Origin of the sequence: Microbacterium sp. (genome assembly GCF_052102115.1) — a bacterium.
Taxonomy (GTDB): domain Bacteria; phylum Actinomycetota; class Actinomycetes; order Actinomycetales; family Microbacteriaceae; genus Microbacterium.
In genome coordinates, this window is record NZ_JBQDVP010000012.1 from 1 (window position 1) to 15,318 (window position 15,318).

18 protein-coding genes and 1 riboswitch are annotated in these 15,318 nt (G+C 67.8%); of the genes, 14 read left to right on the forward strand and 4 right to left on the reverse strand.

The genetic code is table 11. The features are described 5' to 3' along the window. Positions 1–163 precede the first annotated feature (163 nt). Positions 164–697: a peptide-methionine (S)-S-oxide reductase MsrA gene (gene msrA, locus ACTICP_RS05670; RefSeq protein WP_441890371.1), complete on the reverse strand. Its 534-nt coding sequence runs from the start codon at positions 695–697 to the stop codon at positions 164–166. 102 nt (positions 698–799) lie between these two features. Between msrA and ACTICP_RS05675 the strand changes: the two genes are divergently transcribed. From ACTICP_RS05675 to ACTICP_RS05685, 3 genes are all read left to right on the forward strand, one after another. Continuing rightward, on the forward strand, positions 800–1,165 hold the full coding sequence (locus ACTICP_RS05675; protein ID WP_441890373.1) for a cupin domain-containing protein: 366 nt from the start codon (positions 800–802) through the stop codon (positions 1,163–1,165). A gap of 167 nt (positions 1,166–1,332) precedes the next feature. Beyond that, positions 1,333–2,163 (forward strand): SDR family NAD(P)-dependent oxidoreductase, encoded by an 831-nt coding sequence (locus ACTICP_RS05680; RefSeq protein ID WP_441890375.1) that lies wholly within the window; start codon positions 1,333–1,335, stop codon positions 2,161–2,163. A 44-nt stretch (positions 2,164–2,207) separates the two neighbouring features. Beyond that, complete coding sequence (locus ACTICP_RS05685; protein WP_441890377.1) at positions 2,208–3,131, forward strand: DUF808 domain-containing protein; 924 nt, start codon at positions 2,208–2,210, stop codon at positions 3,129–3,131. 9 nt (positions 3,132–3,140) lie between these two features. Here the strand turns inward: ACTICP_RS05685 and ACTICP_RS05690 are convergent, their stop codons facing one another. Together ACTICP_RS05690 and ACTICP_RS05695 are read right to left on the reverse strand one after the other, a co-directional pair. Next, entirely contained in the window at positions 3,141–3,848 is a 708-nt protein-coding gene (locus ACTICP_RS05690) for a DUF1345 domain-containing protein (protein ID WP_441890379.1), read from the reverse strand. 32 nt (positions 3,849–3,880) lie between these two features. Next, positions 3,881–5,323 (reverse strand): hypothetical protein, encoded by a 1,443-nt coding sequence (locus ACTICP_RS05695; RefSeq protein ID WP_441890381.1) that lies wholly within the window; start codon positions 5,321–5,323, stop codon positions 3,881–3,883. 101 nt (positions 5,324–5,424) lie between these two features. Between ACTICP_RS05695 and ACTICP_RS05700 the strand changes: the two genes are divergently transcribed. From ACTICP_RS05700 to ACTICP_RS05730, 7 genes are all read left to right on the forward strand, one after another. Continuing rightward, positions 5,425–6,117: a haloacid dehalogenase type II gene (locus tag ACTICP_RS05700; protein ID WP_441890383.1), complete on the forward strand. Its 693-nt coding sequence runs from the start codon at positions 5,425–5,427 to the stop codon at positions 6,115–6,117. Between the two features lie 17 nt (positions 6,118–6,134). Then, a riboswitch (FMN riboswitch) is annotated at positions 6,135–6,263 on the forward strand. Positions 6,264–6,270: 7 nt separating this feature from the next. Then, a complete protein-coding gene (pnuC, locus tag ACTICP_RS05705) occupies positions 6,271–6,987 on the forward strand; it encodes a nicotinamide riboside transporter PnuC (protein ID WP_441890385.1) in 717 nt (238 codons plus the stop codon). 64 nt (positions 6,988–7,051) lie between these two features. Next, positions 7,052–8,305 (forward strand): MFS transporter, encoded by a 1,254-nt coding sequence (locus ACTICP_RS05710; RefSeq protein WP_441890387.1) that lies wholly within the window; start codon positions 7,052–7,054, stop codon positions 8,303–8,305. A gap of 2 nt (positions 8,306–8,307) precedes the next feature. Continuing rightward, positions 8,308–9,036, forward strand: coding sequence for a MerR family transcriptional regulator (locus ACTICP_RS05715; RefSeq protein ID WP_441890389.1), 729 nt, complete (start codon positions 8,308–8,310; stop codon positions 9,034–9,036). Between the two features lie 59 nt (positions 9,037–9,095). Further along, complete coding sequence (locus tag ACTICP_RS05720; RefSeq protein WP_441890391.1) at positions 9,096–10,049, forward strand: J domain-containing protein; 954 nt, start codon at positions 9,096–9,098, stop codon at positions 10,047–10,049. Between the two features lie 69 nt (positions 10,050–10,118). Beyond that, entirely contained in the window at positions 10,119–10,859 is a 741-nt protein-coding gene (locus ACTICP_RS05725) for a hypothetical protein (protein WP_441890393.1), read from the forward strand. A 32-nt stretch (positions 10,860–10,891) separates the two neighbouring features. Continuing rightward, entirely contained in the window at positions 10,892–11,116 is a 225-nt protein-coding gene (locus ACTICP_RS05730; RefSeq protein ID WP_441890395.1) for an RNA-binding S4 domain-containing protein, read from the forward strand. A 28-nt stretch (positions 11,117–11,144) separates the two neighbouring features. On the opposite strand, the gene ACTICP_RS05735 is transcribed toward ACTICP_RS05730, so the two are convergent. Then, positions 11,145–11,984, reverse strand: a complete 840-nt coding sequence (locus tag ACTICP_RS05735) for a helix-turn-helix transcriptional regulator (protein WP_441890397.1) — start codon at positions 11,982–11,984, stop codon at positions 11,145–11,147. A gap of 119 nt (positions 11,985–12,103) precedes the next feature. Here ACTICP_RS05735 and ACTICP_RS05740 point away from each other — a divergent pair, with 119 nt between their 5' ends. The 4 genes from ACTICP_RS05740 (at position 12,104) to ACTICP_RS05755 (ending at position 15,276) form a co-directional block, all read left to right on the forward strand. Then, positions 12,104–13,048: an SDR family oxidoreductase gene (locus tag ACTICP_RS05740; RefSeq protein ID WP_441890399.1), complete on the forward strand. Its 945-nt coding sequence runs from the start codon at positions 12,104–12,106 to the stop codon at positions 13,046–13,048. Between the two features lie 41 nt (positions 13,049–13,089). Next, positions 13,090–13,746, forward strand: a complete 657-nt coding sequence (locus ACTICP_RS05745; protein ID WP_441890401.1) for a histidine phosphatase family protein — start codon at positions 13,090–13,092, stop codon at positions 13,744–13,746. Positions 13,747–13,803: 57 nt separating this feature from the next. Then, entirely contained in the window at positions 13,804–14,589 is a 786-nt protein-coding gene (locus ACTICP_RS05750) for a DNA/RNA non-specific endonuclease (RefSeq protein WP_441890403.1), read from the forward strand. A 75-nt stretch (positions 14,590–14,664) separates the two neighbouring features. After that, positions 14,665–15,276, forward strand: a complete 612-nt coding sequence (locus ACTICP_RS05755; RefSeq protein WP_441890405.1) for a class I SAM-dependent methyltransferase — start codon at positions 14,665–14,667, stop codon at positions 15,274–15,276. Positions 15,277–15,318 lie beyond the last annotated feature (42 nt).

Here is a 15,318-nt window from a genome sequence, read left to right on the forward strand (position 1 = left end):
TCTCATGACTCCATTCCCCGAGCCGAACGACTCACACACAGCCTGGCAAAGAGGGCTGAGCGGCTCATTGCGGCAGGATTCGCGACCTGAACGGTGTGCGGCGCGCGCCGGGCAGCGCCGGGCCGCGGGCGTGCCGGGCAGCGCGTGGTCAGGCAGTGCGCGGTCAGGCGGCGCGCTGCGGCAGCACCCAGCCCGCGCGGGGGAAGTGGCAGGTGTAGCCGTTCGGGATGCGCAGCAGGTAGTCCTGGTGCTCGGGCTCGGCCTCCCAGAACGCACCCTCGGGCTCGATCGTGGTGACCGCGGCGCCCGGCCAGAGGCCCGAGGCATCCACGTCGGCGATCGTGTCGCGGGCGACCTGCTCCTGCTCGGGGCTCAGCGGGAAGATCGCGGAGCGATAGCTCGACCCGACATCGTTGCCCTGGCGATCGAGCGTCGACGGGTCGTGGATCTGGAAGAAGAACGCCAGGATGTCGCGGTACGTCGTCTCCGTCGGGTCGAAGACGATCTCCACCGCCTCGGCGTGGCCGGGGTGGTTGCGGTAGGTCGCGTTCGCGTTCTCGCCGCCGGTATAGCCGACGCGGGTGGCGCGGACGCCGGGCTGACGGCGGATGAGATCTTCCATGCCCCAGAAGCATCCGCCGGCGAGGACGGCGGTCTCGGTGCCGGGTGTGCGGGTGATGGTTCCGGTGTCGGTCATGTGCACGCTCCTTTATCGCTCTTCAAGTCTGACGCACGATTGCGGCGCGGGTGCCATTCTGGAGGAACACACAGGAAGCGCGCTCACGACAGGAGAACGACGATGGATGCCGAAACCTCCGCCCTGCCACGTATCGTCGGCGATGCCTTCACCGCGTCTGCGGCCGATGCCGGCTCCGCGTGGCGGCTCGAGCCTGCCGAACGCGGCCTCGACGCGAACGTCATCGTGCTGCCTGCCGGCGACGAGATCCGTGCGCACACCGGGCCCGAGCTCGACGTCGTCATCGTGGTGCTCGCAGGTTCGGGCACGCTCGAGAGCGACGCGGATGCCATCGCGCTGGAGCCCGGCCGCATCGTCTGGCTCCCTGCCCGTTCGCCCCGTCGGTTCGTCGCCGGCGACGACGGCCTGCGCTACTTCTCGGTGCATCAGCGCAAGCTCGGCCTCAGCATCCGCTCCCGGCCCGAGTGAGCGCCCCGCCCGCCGCGCGCTGGGCGCCCGGCCCGCCGCGCGCTGCGCGCCCGGACCAGAAGGATTTCGTCGGTTTCGGGCGTTCGTAACCGACGAAACCCTTCCCGCATGTTCGAGGGAGCACAACAAACGTGGGCGGCGTGCGGGGAACGCGTAGCGTTCCGCTTATGACTGAGAACCCGATCACTGATGCTCTCGTCCTCATCACCGGCGCCGCACGCGGCATGGGTGAGCTCTACGCCCGGCGTGCCGTCGCCGCGCGAGCCCGCGCCGTTGCGCTGTGGGACATCGACGAGGATGCCGCGACCGCCCTCGCCGCCGACCTCTCCCGCTCTGGCGTCGACGTCCGCGCCTACCGCGTGGATGTCTCGCAGCGTGAAGACATCGTGACCGGCATCGAGCGCGTCCGCGCAGACTTCGGCGCCCCGGATGTCGTGATCAACAACGCCGGCATCGTGCGCGGCACCCCGTTCTGGGAGCACGATCCGCAGCGTGACATCGAGGCGACCATGCGCATCAACACGCTGGCTGCGATGTGGCTGACCCGCGAGGTGCTGCCCGACATGATCGCCGACACGTCCCGCCCGAAGCGCATTCTCAACATCGCGTCGGCCGCGGGAACCCTGGCCAATCCGAACATGAGCGTGTACGCGGCATCCAAGTGGGCGATGATCGGCTGGGGCGAATCCGTCCGTCTCGAGCTGGAGGCGTATGGGCACCAGCACATCCGGGTGACGACGTTCTGCCCGAGCTATGTCTCCACCGGCATGTTCGAGGGAGCGCGCGGTCCGCTGCTGACACCGATCCTCAACCCGCGCACCGCGACGTCAGCGGCGTGGAACGGGATGCTGCGCGGCACGCCCCTGGTGATGCGCCCGTGGACGGTGAAGCTGTCGATGGCGCTGCGCGGTCTGCTGCCCACGAACACCTGGGACTTCCTGGCGCGCTACGTGTTCAAGGTCTACTCGTCGATGGATCAGTTCACCGGACGCCACTGACCTGCCAGTAGTGTTGCTTCCCTGAACTTCTCTCAGGGGGATGCATGTCGGTTGGTCTGCTCGCTGTCGTCGATGACATCCTCAGCGCTGCGCTGAAGGCATCGGCGAAATCCGCCGGAGTCGTGATCGACGACGCCGCGGTGACCCCGCAGTACGTGCAGGGCATCACGCCGGCGCGCGAGCTGCCGGTGGTCCTGAAGATCACGCTGGGGTCGCTGGCGAACAAGTTCCTCATCATCATCCCGGTCGCGCTGCTGCTCACCGCGTTCGCCCCGTGGGTGCTGCCGTTCCTGCTGATCATCGGCGGCACGTACCTGTGCTTCGAGGGCGCAGAGAAGGTGCTGGAGTGGTTCGGCCTCCACCACGGCCACGCGGACGAGGGCGCCCGCAATGAGAACAAGCTCGTGTGGGGTGCGGTGCGCACCGACCTGATCCTCTCGACCGAGATCATGCTCATCTCGCTGTCGAACCTCGATGCGGGGCTCGGCATTTGGATGACGCTGGCGATCCTCGCCGTGATCGCACTGCTGATGACGGGGATCGTCTACGGCGCCGTCGCCCTGCTGGTGAAGATCGACGACATCGGGCTGAAGATGGCGAAGAACGAGTCGCGCCGCGTACGGCACACGGGCGCGCGGATCGTGCGGTCGATGCCAGCGGTGTTCCGCGTGATCAGCGTGGTCGGCACGGTCGCGATGCTCTGGGTCGGCGGGCACCTGCTGCTCGCGAACCTCGGCGAGGTCGGCATCGTCTTCTTCAGCGACCTGCTGCACGGCATCCATGACCTCCTCGCGCCGGCTGGCGCGGTCATCGCATGGATCGGCGAGACTTTCGTCTCGGCCGTCGCCGGGCTCGCGGTGGGCCTGATCGTCGTCGGCGTGGTGCTGCTGATCGGGCGGATGCTGGGCAAGAAGCCTTCGTTCACCGAGGGCGGCGAGTCGCCGGTGAAGGCGGCCGCGCAGCACTGAATCCCTGGGTCAGCCGAGAAGGCCGCCGAGCAGCAGTGAAACCACCATCGCGACGATCACGGAGTTGAAGACGAAAGCGAACAGGACGTTGCTGCGCACAAGCACCCAGGCTTCGCGAGAGCGAATCTTCGCCGAAACTGTCGCGGCCATCGTGGACAGCAGCACCGTCAGCGTCAGGTAGTCGCCGAAGATCATGTCGTCGCCGGTCTCGAGATCGATGTGCACGCGATCGTCCGCAGCATTCACGCGCAGGAACTCCAGCGCGAACGCGTAGACCATCAGGGTCCAGGAGGACGCGACGCACAGAATGCCGAGTGCGACGTGCAGCACGCTCTGCCGGTACTCCGGGCTCTGCGCGATGAGCAGAGTGATGAAGATGGTGATCGCCGCACCGGTCAGTGTCCAACTGGATGCGCCGCCATAGCCGAACAACAACGACCACCAGCGGCGCTTCAGCGCACGTTCGCGGCGCGACGTGGTTCCCAATGCTCGCGGCCCACGACGCGTGTACGTCAGGTGGGTCCACGTCGCGTAGATGACGGCGAACAACGGCCAGGCCATCAGGTAGAACAGCACCGCGGCGTCGAGGTTGCCGGCGCGTCCACCAATGGCGAGCTCACCACTCACCGCGGCGACGGCCACGAGTCCGACGCCCAGGGACACCGATATCAGTGAGCTCCAGTTGGCTCTGGCGGTGTCGCTCACATATCTGGCCATGGCTGGTCAGTATAAGCGGGTGTCGAGCATCCTCACCGCCTCGCGCTTTTGGCGCGAAGCTTTCTGCGCATCTTCTGGCGCTTCTCTTCGAGGGGAACCGCGGTGACAGTCGGCTCGCCGACGTCTCCGTCGTCGTCGCGCGGCTCCGTGAGGAGAACCCATTCGTGGGCGGCGAAGTGGTCGGCTGAGCCGAAACCAGGAACCGAAGCGATATAGCCTCCGCCTGCGGCGTCGGCGCCGAACAGCTCCTGCGATGTGATGACAGACCGTGTCTGCAGCGAACCCGAGTCCAGTTCCCACTGCACCTCGGCGTTCGACAGCCAACTGCGCAGCGCCGCGTGGATCCTGGCCGCCTTCTCATCCGGTACACGGTGGTCGGTGCCGATGAAGGTCGGCCAACTCTCGCCCTCGCCGCCACTGCGCATGAACGGCGAAACATGGATCGCCCAGGGGACACCGTGCTCGTAGATCCACTGGTTGTCCGCGCGCACCTCTGACGCGACGTACACCCGCAGCGCGAGCACGCCGATGGCGATGAGCAGCCAGATGGCGACAGCCACCCAGACCAGCCAGTAGTTCCAGAGATTGCCGATGGTGTCGTCGTCGAACAGGTTGCCCGTCCACCCGTCGCCCGGGTCAGTGACCGTTCCCCAGATCAGGAAGCCGAGCGCAGCGAGCGGCAGACACACCCAGAAGATCGGTGCATGGTAGAGCTCAGTGCGTCCGAAGCCGTTGGGGTCTTCCCACTTGGCGACCTCGGCCACGGATTCCGGCCGCGGCACGTCACGGGAACGTTCGAGCGACGGCGCCGGCCCCCTGTGAGCTCGCGCCCACACTCCTCGAGGATCCCCGGGGAACGATGTGCGATGACCGATCACCTCGCCCTGCCAGCGATCGGTGTCGGTCACGAACGCCATGACTCCGAGGAACGGTGAACCCGCCCGCGTCACGGACCAGAGCTGCCGTTCGAACTTCGCGCGAACCCCGTCGAGATCGAAGCCGGCTCGCTCCACGCCGCCGTGCTCTTCGGCGAGCAGACAGCGTTCGGCGGCGGGGGCGGCGGGGGCGGCATCCGTCTGGAATCTCGTGTGCGGAGCCTCGAAACCGTACACCCGGCACGCCGCGCCTATGGTGAAGCGCTCCAGAGCACGCGTGGGGATCAGATCTGCCAGGCATGCCCGGTGCTGATGTCCTGCGGCGTCCGTGTACTCGACCTCGATGAGCCACACGTCGTGGTTCGCGGCGGCTTCTCGTCGCCGGAGGCTGGAGCGTCTCCGCGTCCGTGGCGGAACAGCGTGCACGGCCACGACCGTCGCCGCGCGCACCGTGCGGTCAAGACGGGGCAGCGGATCCGTCATGCTGCCCTGACCACGTGTGAGGACGATGCGGACGACGATGAAGGTGAGGAACCCACCGATCACCACGCCCATCACGACGTACTCGAGCCAGGGAAGCGCCGCTGTGTCCGGATGCATCGCTGCCTCCTCTCTCTTCGTCAAGAGTCGCGCATCAGGGTCGCTCCCGATCACATACTTGCGCTCGGAACACACAGCGGACGGCGACGGTTGGATCGATCATGACGCTGCAGCTGACGAAGATCGACGTGATCGTCTTCGACGTTCTCGGGACGCTGGTCGACGAGCCGGCCGGGTTGCGGTCCGCCATCAAGGCAACGGTGCCGACGGCGGAGCCGGGGGTGATCGACGCTCTGACCACGCACTGGCAGCAGTACATCGCCGAACAGCAATCCTTGATCGCCTACGGAGATCGATCGTTCGTCGACTCGACCGTGCTCGACACCGAAGCGGCCGAAGTCGTGCTCCGCGAGGCCGCGCAGCACGGGGCCACGACGGACCCCGCGGCCGGCCGGCAGCTCGCGACGGCGTCAGAACGGCTTCCGCCCTGGGCGGATTCCGTGGCAGAGCTGGAACGCATCGCTCAGCAAGTGCCGATCCTCGCCCTCTCGAACGCGGCGCCGGCGACACTGTTCCGCCTCGCCGAGAACACCGGGCTGCGCTGGCACGAGGCCGTGACCGCCGACGCGGTGGGGGCGTACAAGCCCGCGCCCGCCCTCTACCGTCGTGCCATCGAGGTCGCGGACCGCCCGGCGGCGCGCATTCTCATGGTCGCGGCGCACGCATGGGATCTCCGCGCCGCGCAAGTCTCGGGAATGAGTACCTGCTACGTCGCCCGTCCCGTCGGAGATCCGCCGAACGCGTCCGACCGCTTCGACGCCGCTGTATCGGGTCTGGACGAACTCCTCCGGTAAAGTTCGAACCGAACACATACGTGCTCCGGGATCGGTGAAAGTCCGAACCGGCGGTCATAGTCCGCGACTCGCAGCCCCTCCGGGCAGCGATTGAACCGGTGAAATTCCGGTACCGACAGTCACAGTCTGGATGGGAGAAGCACAGGGAGAACGATGGACGTCCTGCGATGGCTCGTCGACGCTTTCAACTCACAATGGATGCTGCCCGGCGGGCAGACGCTGCTCATCCGCGAGGTCATCGGAAATGTCTTCGGACTCGCCAGTGCGCTCGGCGGTATGCGACGCAAAATCTGGGCGTGGCCGGTCGGGATCGTCGGCAACCTGCTGCTGCTCACGGTCTTCCTCGGCAGCATCCTCAGCCCCGAACACGACCTGCCGAACCTGCTCGGGCAGGCGGGGCGCCAGGTGATGTTCATCACCGTCGCGATCTACGGCTGGATCCGCTGGCGGCAGGCGGCATCCGGCACGGGCCAGGTCACTCCGCGCTGGGCATCCACCGGCGCGCGTATCGGCCTAGTGCTGACGCTCGTCATCGGCACGGTGGCGCTGACTCCCCTGTTCCGACTGCTCGGTTCCTACGAGCCGGTCTGGGCGGATGCCTGGACCTTCGTCGGGTCGCTGCTGGCGACGTACGGCATGGCCAAGGGCTGGACGGAATTCTGGCTGATCTGGATCGCCGTCGACGTCGTCGGCGTGCCCCTGCTGTTCAGCGCCGGCTACTTCGCCACCGGATTCATGTACGTCTTCTACGGCGCCTTCACGGCAGTCGGTTTCGTCGTGTGGTGGCGCGCCCAGGCGAACGCAAAGCCGCAGATCGACACGGTCATGCCCGACCCGCGCATCGCAAATGCGGACGACGATAAGGACTGATGTTCGACAGCCCCCGTTGACTCACGCTTGACCATGCCGCGGCGTCACAGTCTGAGATGGGGGTATGAGCCGAAACACGTGGGCATACCTGGGGTCGTACAGCCTCTCTCTTCTAGGCAACGGTGTCGCGGCCGTGCTGTTCCCTCTGCTCGTCCTGGCGAAGACCGGCGACATCCTCGCAGCCGGCATCCTCGCGTCGGTCACGGCGGCGGTAGCAGCAGTCGTCGGGGTGCTCGCCGGTATCGTCATCGATCGTGTGAACCGTCGCACGGTCTCGATCGTCAGCGATGTGCTGTCGGCCGCCTCGATCGCCGCCGTACCCGTCGTCGACGTCCTCTGGGGCCTCAACCTGACCTGGTTCATCGTGCTCGGTATCATCGGCGCGTTCGGCGACATACCGGGCCTGACGGCACGAGACACCCTTCTGCCCCGCTTGGTCCTGCTCAGCGGCCACGGTCGCGAGGCGTTGGATCGTCTGATCGGCATCCGCGAATCTCTGGCCAGCGCGCTGATGCTGATCGGACCGGGCCTCGGCGGACTGCTGGTGTGGCTGTTCGGAGTCAGTTCGACGGCTCTGTTCATCACGGCAGGCCTGAGCCTTGCCGCGGCGTTGGCATCGTTCGCGATGTCGCCTCGCGTGGGAGACATCACCGCGACGGAGCGGAGCGGGGCGAACGCCGGGATCCGGGGGGTGCTCACCGACCTTGTGACGGGGTGGCGCTTCCTGCTCCGGAGCAGGCTGGTCCTCGGCGCGAGCATCGTCACCGCTGTGCTCGTCGCGGTCATCGCCGCCCTCCAGGCGACGATCCTGCCCGCCTACTTCACCGCCTCGAACCTGCCGGAGTTCAGCGGCTTCGCCGCCACCGGCATCGCCGTTGGCAGTCTGGTCAGCGCCGCGCTCTACGCGGCGACGGTCGGCAGAGTCTCGCGACGAGCCTGGTTCGTCATCGGGATGATCGGAGTGGGGATCGGGTTCACGGCGATCGGCACCATGGCGGCACCGTGGATGGTGCTGGCTGCTGCCGTGTTCATCGGTCTGACCTACGGCCCCATGTCGGCCGTACTCGGGGTGGTGACGATCGAGGCGACGCCGGATCCGCTGCGCGGACGCGTGCTCGGCGCTCAGAACGCGCTGCTCATGGCGGCACCCGCTCTGACGTCGGCACCCATCGCTGCGCTCGCCTCCGGCTTCGGGCTGGTCGTCGCCGGTATCGCACTCGCCGCCATGATCGTCCTGATGGTCGTGATCGCGTTGTTCGCCCCTGCTTTCCGGTCCTTGGACACAATGGATCTGACCGCCCACGCAGAAACGGAGTGATCGTGACCTGGAGCACGCAGCAGCTGGCCGATGTCGCCGGGGTGACTCTGCGCTCGATCCGACACTGGCACAGCGTCGGGCTGCTGCCCGAACCCGAGCGGCTGTCGAACGGCTACAAGCAGTACACGTCGTTGCATCTCGTTCTCGTGCTGCGCATCGCACGACTCGCGAATCTCGGCTTCACCCTGGAGGACATCGCCGCGATGCTGGATTCCGAGGAACGGGGGCGCGAGTCCCTCCGTGGGCTCCGCACCGAGATCGATTCGCGGATCGCCGAACTCGTGCGCATCCGCGCCGAGATCGACGAGCTGGTTCGTCTCGGCGCATCGCCAGATCTGTCACCCGAAGCGCTGCTGGCCATGGAAGCGCTCGGCCATGACCCGGTCTCGCGCAATGTCGCGATCGTGCTGGCGCACCTCGTCCCGAAGGACGACAACCTCAGCTTCATCGAGACGGTGAAGGGTGCCGCCGACGAGTTCGCCCCGATCAACCAGGCGATCCTGGAACTGCCCGACACAGCCGATGCGACGGAGATCACGGCGCTGGCCGATCGCGCGGTGACGGCGATCACAGAGTTCTACGCCGAAGCCGACGTGCCGACGTCCGTCGGCGATGCGGCCACGGATCGGATGCACGCCGACACCCTCACGGCCGTCGCGACGGAGGGCATGAACGGCGCACAACGGCGAGTCATGCGCCTGATCGTCGACGGTGTCTTCCGCGGCAGCTGATCGGGTGTCCGGGTCATGCCCGACCCGCGCATAGCAAGTGCGGACGATAATAAGGACTGATGTTCGACAGCCCGCTCTCCGCCTCGGCCTACGAGGTGCTCGGCGTCGACCCCACCGCCACCGCCGAGGAGATCAAGCGGGCGTTCCGCCTGCGCTTGCGGCAGACCCACCCGGATGCCGGCGGCGACGCCTCCGCGTTCATCCAGGTGCAGCGGGCGTGGGAGCTGGTCGGAACGCCCGAAGCGCGCACCTCCTATGACCGCGGCCACGGGTTCGCGACAGCATCCAGCACCACCACCACCGGCTTCGATACGAACACCACGCCGAACTGGAGCGGCTGGAGCGCACCGCCGCCGCGCACCGACTCGCGGCCGAAGGCGCGATCGTACGGACACCCCGGCGGCTGGCGCCGCGAACGCTACCTGGCACTCATCCGCGAGTGGGCGGGTCGTGGCGTCGAACTCGACGACCCGTACGATCCGGCGCTGGTGCGGACCGCCCCGCGGGAGATCCGGCGGATTCTTGCAGACGCCCTCGCCGAGGAGGCGACCGCGAGCACCGTCGCCGACCTCGGCATGGGGTTCACGGTGTGGCACGACGTGGCGACGAGCTCCGATCCGGCCGACAAGCTCGACCACGTCATCCTGAGTCCGTCCGGGCTGTATGGGGTGATGTCGGAGGACTTCGCCGAGGTCGCCCGCTTCCGCCGCGGTGAGGTCATCGGCGAGGGCGTCGATGGACGCGCGCCGGTCGCCACTCTCCTGGCGCGCATGCGCGTCATCGCGCGCGCGGCGAAGGTGCGCTTCGGCGGGGCGATCATCGTCCTCCCCGACGACGACCTCGACCAGGCGGTGACGACACTCGGCAAGGTGCGCGGCACTCCGGTCGTCGTCGTGCGACGCAGCGCGCTGAGCATGGTGCTGCGGCAGGGCGTGCCCGGCGCCCGCGACATCGGCGGCAACGAGCTGTTCGACGTGCGCACGCGGCTGCAGCACAAGGTCCGTTTCGTGTAGCCCGGGCGCTTCGTGTGATCCGTGCACTTCGTGTGATCGGGAGGCCGCTGGCGGTGGTGGGATGAGACCATGAGCACCGTGGACCCGGATGCAGCCCGACGCGATCGGGATCGGCGCACGCCCACCGCCCGCAGTCTCGCGCTGCCGGCCGTCGTCGTGTTCGTCATGCCCGCCCTCGCCGCCTGCGCCCTGTCGCGGATGCTCGCGAACGCGATCAGGTACGACGTCTTCGACGGCGCGAGCGTCGTGGCTTTGGTGCTGGCGTTCCCCGGTTCGGCGGTGACGGTGCTCGCGATCATCCGCTGGGTGACGCTTTCCGCGCGCAATCCGCGACTCCTCGGCATCTCGGCCGCCCTCGGGCTCGTACTGCTCGGGGTCGCCGTCGGCCGGAGCGTCGCCGCCGTGCCGCCGGCCTGGCTGGCACCCCCGTCGCTGACAGCGGAGGTCGCGATCGTCGGCGCGATCGGCATCGGGATGCTGGGCTCTGCCGTGTGGGCACGCCGCAGGCGCATCCGGATGACGGCTCGCGAAGATGCCATCGTGCGGTCATCGGATCCGGTGACCGGCGTCGTCACGGATCGGGGCTACGACGTCCCGAGCGGCGAGGCCAGCGTGCTTCTCGCGACGGTGACGTACGCGTTCGTGGATGCCGCGGGCATCCCTCGCTTCGTCAGGAAGCAGGAGCGCCTGCCGATGAACGACCTCGTCGTCGGCGGCGAGAAGGTCGACCTCTGGTACGACCGGCAGGATGCGTCGAACGAGGCCGGAATCGTCATCCGGCGACGATCGCGGAAATCCGGCGAGCGCTGACCTCGATGCCACCGGCGACTACGATTTCAAGCATGACGAACGAACCGGAGGCCGACGTCTCCATCGGCGGCGAGATGATCCGCCTGGGGCAGTTCCTGAAGTTCGCCGGGCTCCTCGACTCCGGCGGCGATGCCAAAGAGGTGATCATCGACGGCTACGTCAGCGTCAACGGCGAGACCGAGCGACGCCGCGGCCGCCAGCTTCACGACGGCGACCTGGTCACCGTCGAGGGGCGGACGGTTCGCGTTCGGCCGTGAGCGTGAGTGGTCGGAGCGTCTCCGCCGTTCACAGGCGCTGGCTGCCGATCACCGAGAGCATGCGCAGCTTCTCGGAGCTCTGCGATCCGGGAACCGCGGTGTACACGAGCAGCGAATGCGACTGCGCGGGGTCGACCAGCGTCTGACAGGTGAGCTCGATCATCCCGAGCTCCGGATGCGTGAAGTGCTTCACCTCGTTCGGGCGCACCCCGACCTCCTGGCGGCCCCAGTACTCGCGGAACTCGGCGCTCTTCGCCGTCAGCGCTTCGGCGAGGTGCGCCGCGCGCGATGACGGTCCTCGCAGCGCCATCACCTCGCGCAGGCCTGATGCCCACAGGCGCGAGAGCTGCTCGTGATCTTCCGGCGAGTACAGCGTGCGCATGTTCGGATCGGTGAACCACCGATAGCCGATGCTGCGCTCGTCGCCGACCAAGCTGGTCAGGTCGCCCGTGAGCGCGACCCCGAGCGGAGTCTGCCGCAGGGTCTCGCCCAGCTCGGTCACGATCTCGGCCGGGGTGTCCTGGAGGCGGTCGAGAATCCGAAGCAGCCCCGGGCTGATGTGCTCGCTGGATGCGCCGTGCACGGGCGGCTGCTGTCCTGCCAGCCGAAAAAGGTGATCCCGCTCGCTGATCGACAGGTGCAGTCCCTGCGCGATCGACGCGATCATCTGTTCGGATGGCTGCGGACCAGTGCCCCGTTCGAGGCGGGCGTAGTAGTCGGGTGACATGTGGCACAGCGCCGCAACCTCTTCACGGCGAAGACCTGCGGTGCGGCGACGAGGGCCGCGGGAAAGGCCCACATCCTCGGGCTGCAGTGACTCCCTGCGGTGTCGCAAGAATGTCGCCAGCTCCGCGCGGTCGATCTCCATGCTTCCGTTCTACCGTGCCGCGTTCACGGCATCCACTGACTGACGAGTCCTGGATAACCATCGTCCGCAGCGCGAATGTGGACCGTAGAGATTCCGATCAGGCAGAGAGAAAACCTACTGTGGCATCCCGAGACATCGACATCCCCCTACCTGACTTGAAGGGCAAACGAGCCGTCCTCACCGGCGGCAGCGACGGCATCGGCCTGCGTATCGCCCGTCGCCTCGCCGCGGCCGGAGCGGAGATCGTGCTCCCGGTTCGCAACCCGACCAAGGGCGAGGCGGCGGTCGCCGAGATCACCCAGGCGACACCGTCGGCTGAGGTGACCACCCGCGTCCTCGACCTCTCGTCGCTCGATTCGGTGGCGGCACTCGGCGAGACGATGCGCGCCGAAGGGACGCCCATCCACCTGCTGATCAACAACGCCGGTGTCATGACTCCCCCGGAACGGCAGACCACGAGCGACGGATTCGAGTTGCAGTTCGGCACCAACCACCTCGCGCATGTCGCGCTGGTCGCCCAGCTGCTGCCGCTGCTGCGTGCCGGTTCAGCGCGCGTGACGTCTCAGATCAGCATCGCCGCCGACCAGGGCGGCATCAACTGGGACGACCTGCAGTGGCAGCGTTCGTACGACGGCATGCGCGCGTACAGTCAGTCGAAGATCGCGTTCGGCCTGTTCGGTCTCGAACTCGATCGCAGAAGTGCGGCGCACGGGTGGGGGATCTCGAGCAACCTGTCGCATCCTGGTGTCGCACCGACCAGCCTACTGTCGGCACGCCCGGAGGTCGGACGGTCATCCGACACGGTGCAGGTGAAGGTGATCCGCTGGCTGTCGGCGCGGGGTCTCATCGTGGGCACACCCGAATCCGCGTCTCTGCCCGCTCTGTACGCCGCCGCCTCGTCTGATGCGCAGCCGCGGCACCTGTACGGACCGAAGGGGTTCCGTCACCTGGGCGGAGCACCGGCCGAGCAGGAACTGTACTCGCGCCTGCGGAGCGAGAAGGACGCCGCTCGGATGTGGACGATCTCGCAGGAACTCACCGGGGTGCGGTTCCCGGAGGATTGAGATCGTCGCCCCACCTGGACGTCGGCGAGTACGGTTGCGGTGTGGATGCTGCTGACCCGCTGCCCGAAACGCCTGCCCCGGACAACCCGCAGGGCAAGCTCGTGCTGCTGCGGCACGGCGAGACCGAGTGGTCGCGCACCGGGCGCCACACCGGGCTCACCGACATCCCGCTGACCGCGCACGGAGAGGAGCTCGCCCGCGCTGCGGGTGAGCTGGTGCGCGACTACGACTTCCGGCTCGTGCTGAGCTCTCCCCTGCAGCGAGCTCGCCGCACCGCCGAGCTCGCGGGGCTCGACGCCGACATTGATCCGCTGCTCGTCGAGTGGGACTACGGCGGATACGAGGGGCGGACGACGAAGGACATCCGGGCCGAGCTCGGCTACAACTGGTCGACATTCACACACGGCGTGATCCGCGGCGAAACCCCGGGCGAGACCGTCGAAGAGGTCGCGGCTCGCGCTTCACGCGTGCTGACGAGGGTGCTCCCGGCGATGGCCTCCGGCGACGTCGCCGTCGTCGCGCACGGGCACTATCTGCGCATTCTCGCCGCGGTCTTCCTGCGGCAGGCGCCGCGATTCGCAGCATCCATCACGTTCGGCGCCGGATCCGTCTCGGTGCTGGGCTACGACCGCGAACAGCCGGCGATCCTCGCCTGGAACCACGGCCCGCAGCTGCCGATGGAGCCGCCGGCGTCGTGAGGCAGCGTGCCCTCACCCGTTCACGCGCTGTTACCCGGCATTAGGCACGATGGAGGCATGACCGACGGTTACGACTCCGAGTTCCTAGCCACCTCCCTTCCCCTCCCCCGGCCATCCGGAACCATGCGCGACCTCACGTACCCGCGGTTCACGGTGCTGCTCGATCCGCAGCGCCGTCTCGCGGCGGTCACCGCCGTGAACATCGATGGCGCGCGTCTGCAGAGCGTCCCGCGCACCGGGGACTGGCGCCTCGACCCCCGGGTGGATGCCGAAGAGCAGACCGGCCCGGATGTCTACGCGCGCAACGACCTCGACCGCGGGCACCTCGTGCGGCGTCGCGATCCGGGGTGGGGCGACGCCGACGAGGCTCGGGAGGCGACGGAGGCGACGTTCTTCTACCCGAACGCCGCTCCGCAGGCGGCGGGCTTCAATCAGTCGAAGGAGCTCTGGCTCGGGCTCGAGGATCACGTGCTCGCGTACGCCGAAACGACAGATCAGCGCGTCTCCGTCTTCACCGCTCCGGTGCTGGGCGATGACGACCCGCCCTATCGCGGTATCCACGTCCCGCTCCAGTTCTGGAAGGTCGCCGCTTGGCAGGGCGCGGACGGGCTCGCCGCGGCCGGGTTCCTCCTCGATCAGACCGAGCTCGTCGACACGGACCAGGGCATCCTCGCCGCGCCGCCGCTGGGTGCGTTCCGCACCTTCCAGGTACCGATCGACGAGATCGCCGGCATGACCGGGATTGACTTCGGCCCGTTGCCGGGTGCCGATGTGCTCGATGCGCAAGGTGCGCGAGCCCGTGCGTGGCGCGCGCTGAGCGGCGTGGATGACATCATTCTGTGACGCGTTGAGATCGTGATCCTAGGATGAGTCCATGATCGAGTTTCGGCAAGCACTGTCGCGGTCGGATGGCGATCGATGAGCGACGACTTCGACCAGAACTACTGGGAGGGGCACTGGAGCTCAGACGCACAAGGCGGCCATCGCATGCCCCCGCATCCCAGTCTCGAACGCGAGATCCGTGATCTGGCCCCGGGCACAGCGCTGGATGCCGGCAGCGGTGAAGGTGCCGAAGCGGCATGGCTCGCCGACCGGGACTGGCAGGTGATCGCCGCCGATATCTCGACCGAGGCGCTTCGCCGCGCTCAGGCGCCGGGCGAATCGCGAAAACGCATCACATGGTTGCACGCCGATCTCACGACCTGGCAGCCTGCCGAGCCGTTCGATCTCGTCACCACCTTCTACGCCCATCCGACGATCGGCCAACTCGCGTTCTACCGGCGCCTTGCGGATTGGGTGCAGGCCGGAGGCACCCTCCTCATCGTCGGCCACAGCCATTCCCAGGGAGACAGCCATTCGGCCGCCGATCACCCACCGGGGGCGACGGCCGGTGTCGCCGAGGTGACCGCTCTGCTCGACGCCGCGCACTGGACGGTCCACACCGCCGAGGAGCGTGACCGAACGACGGGCGACCCTCGCGGATCTCAGGTCACGTTGCAGGACGTCATCGTACGCGCGACGCGACGCTGACCGCGCCGCCTGGTTGTCATCGATTCGTCCTGCTCCCCTACC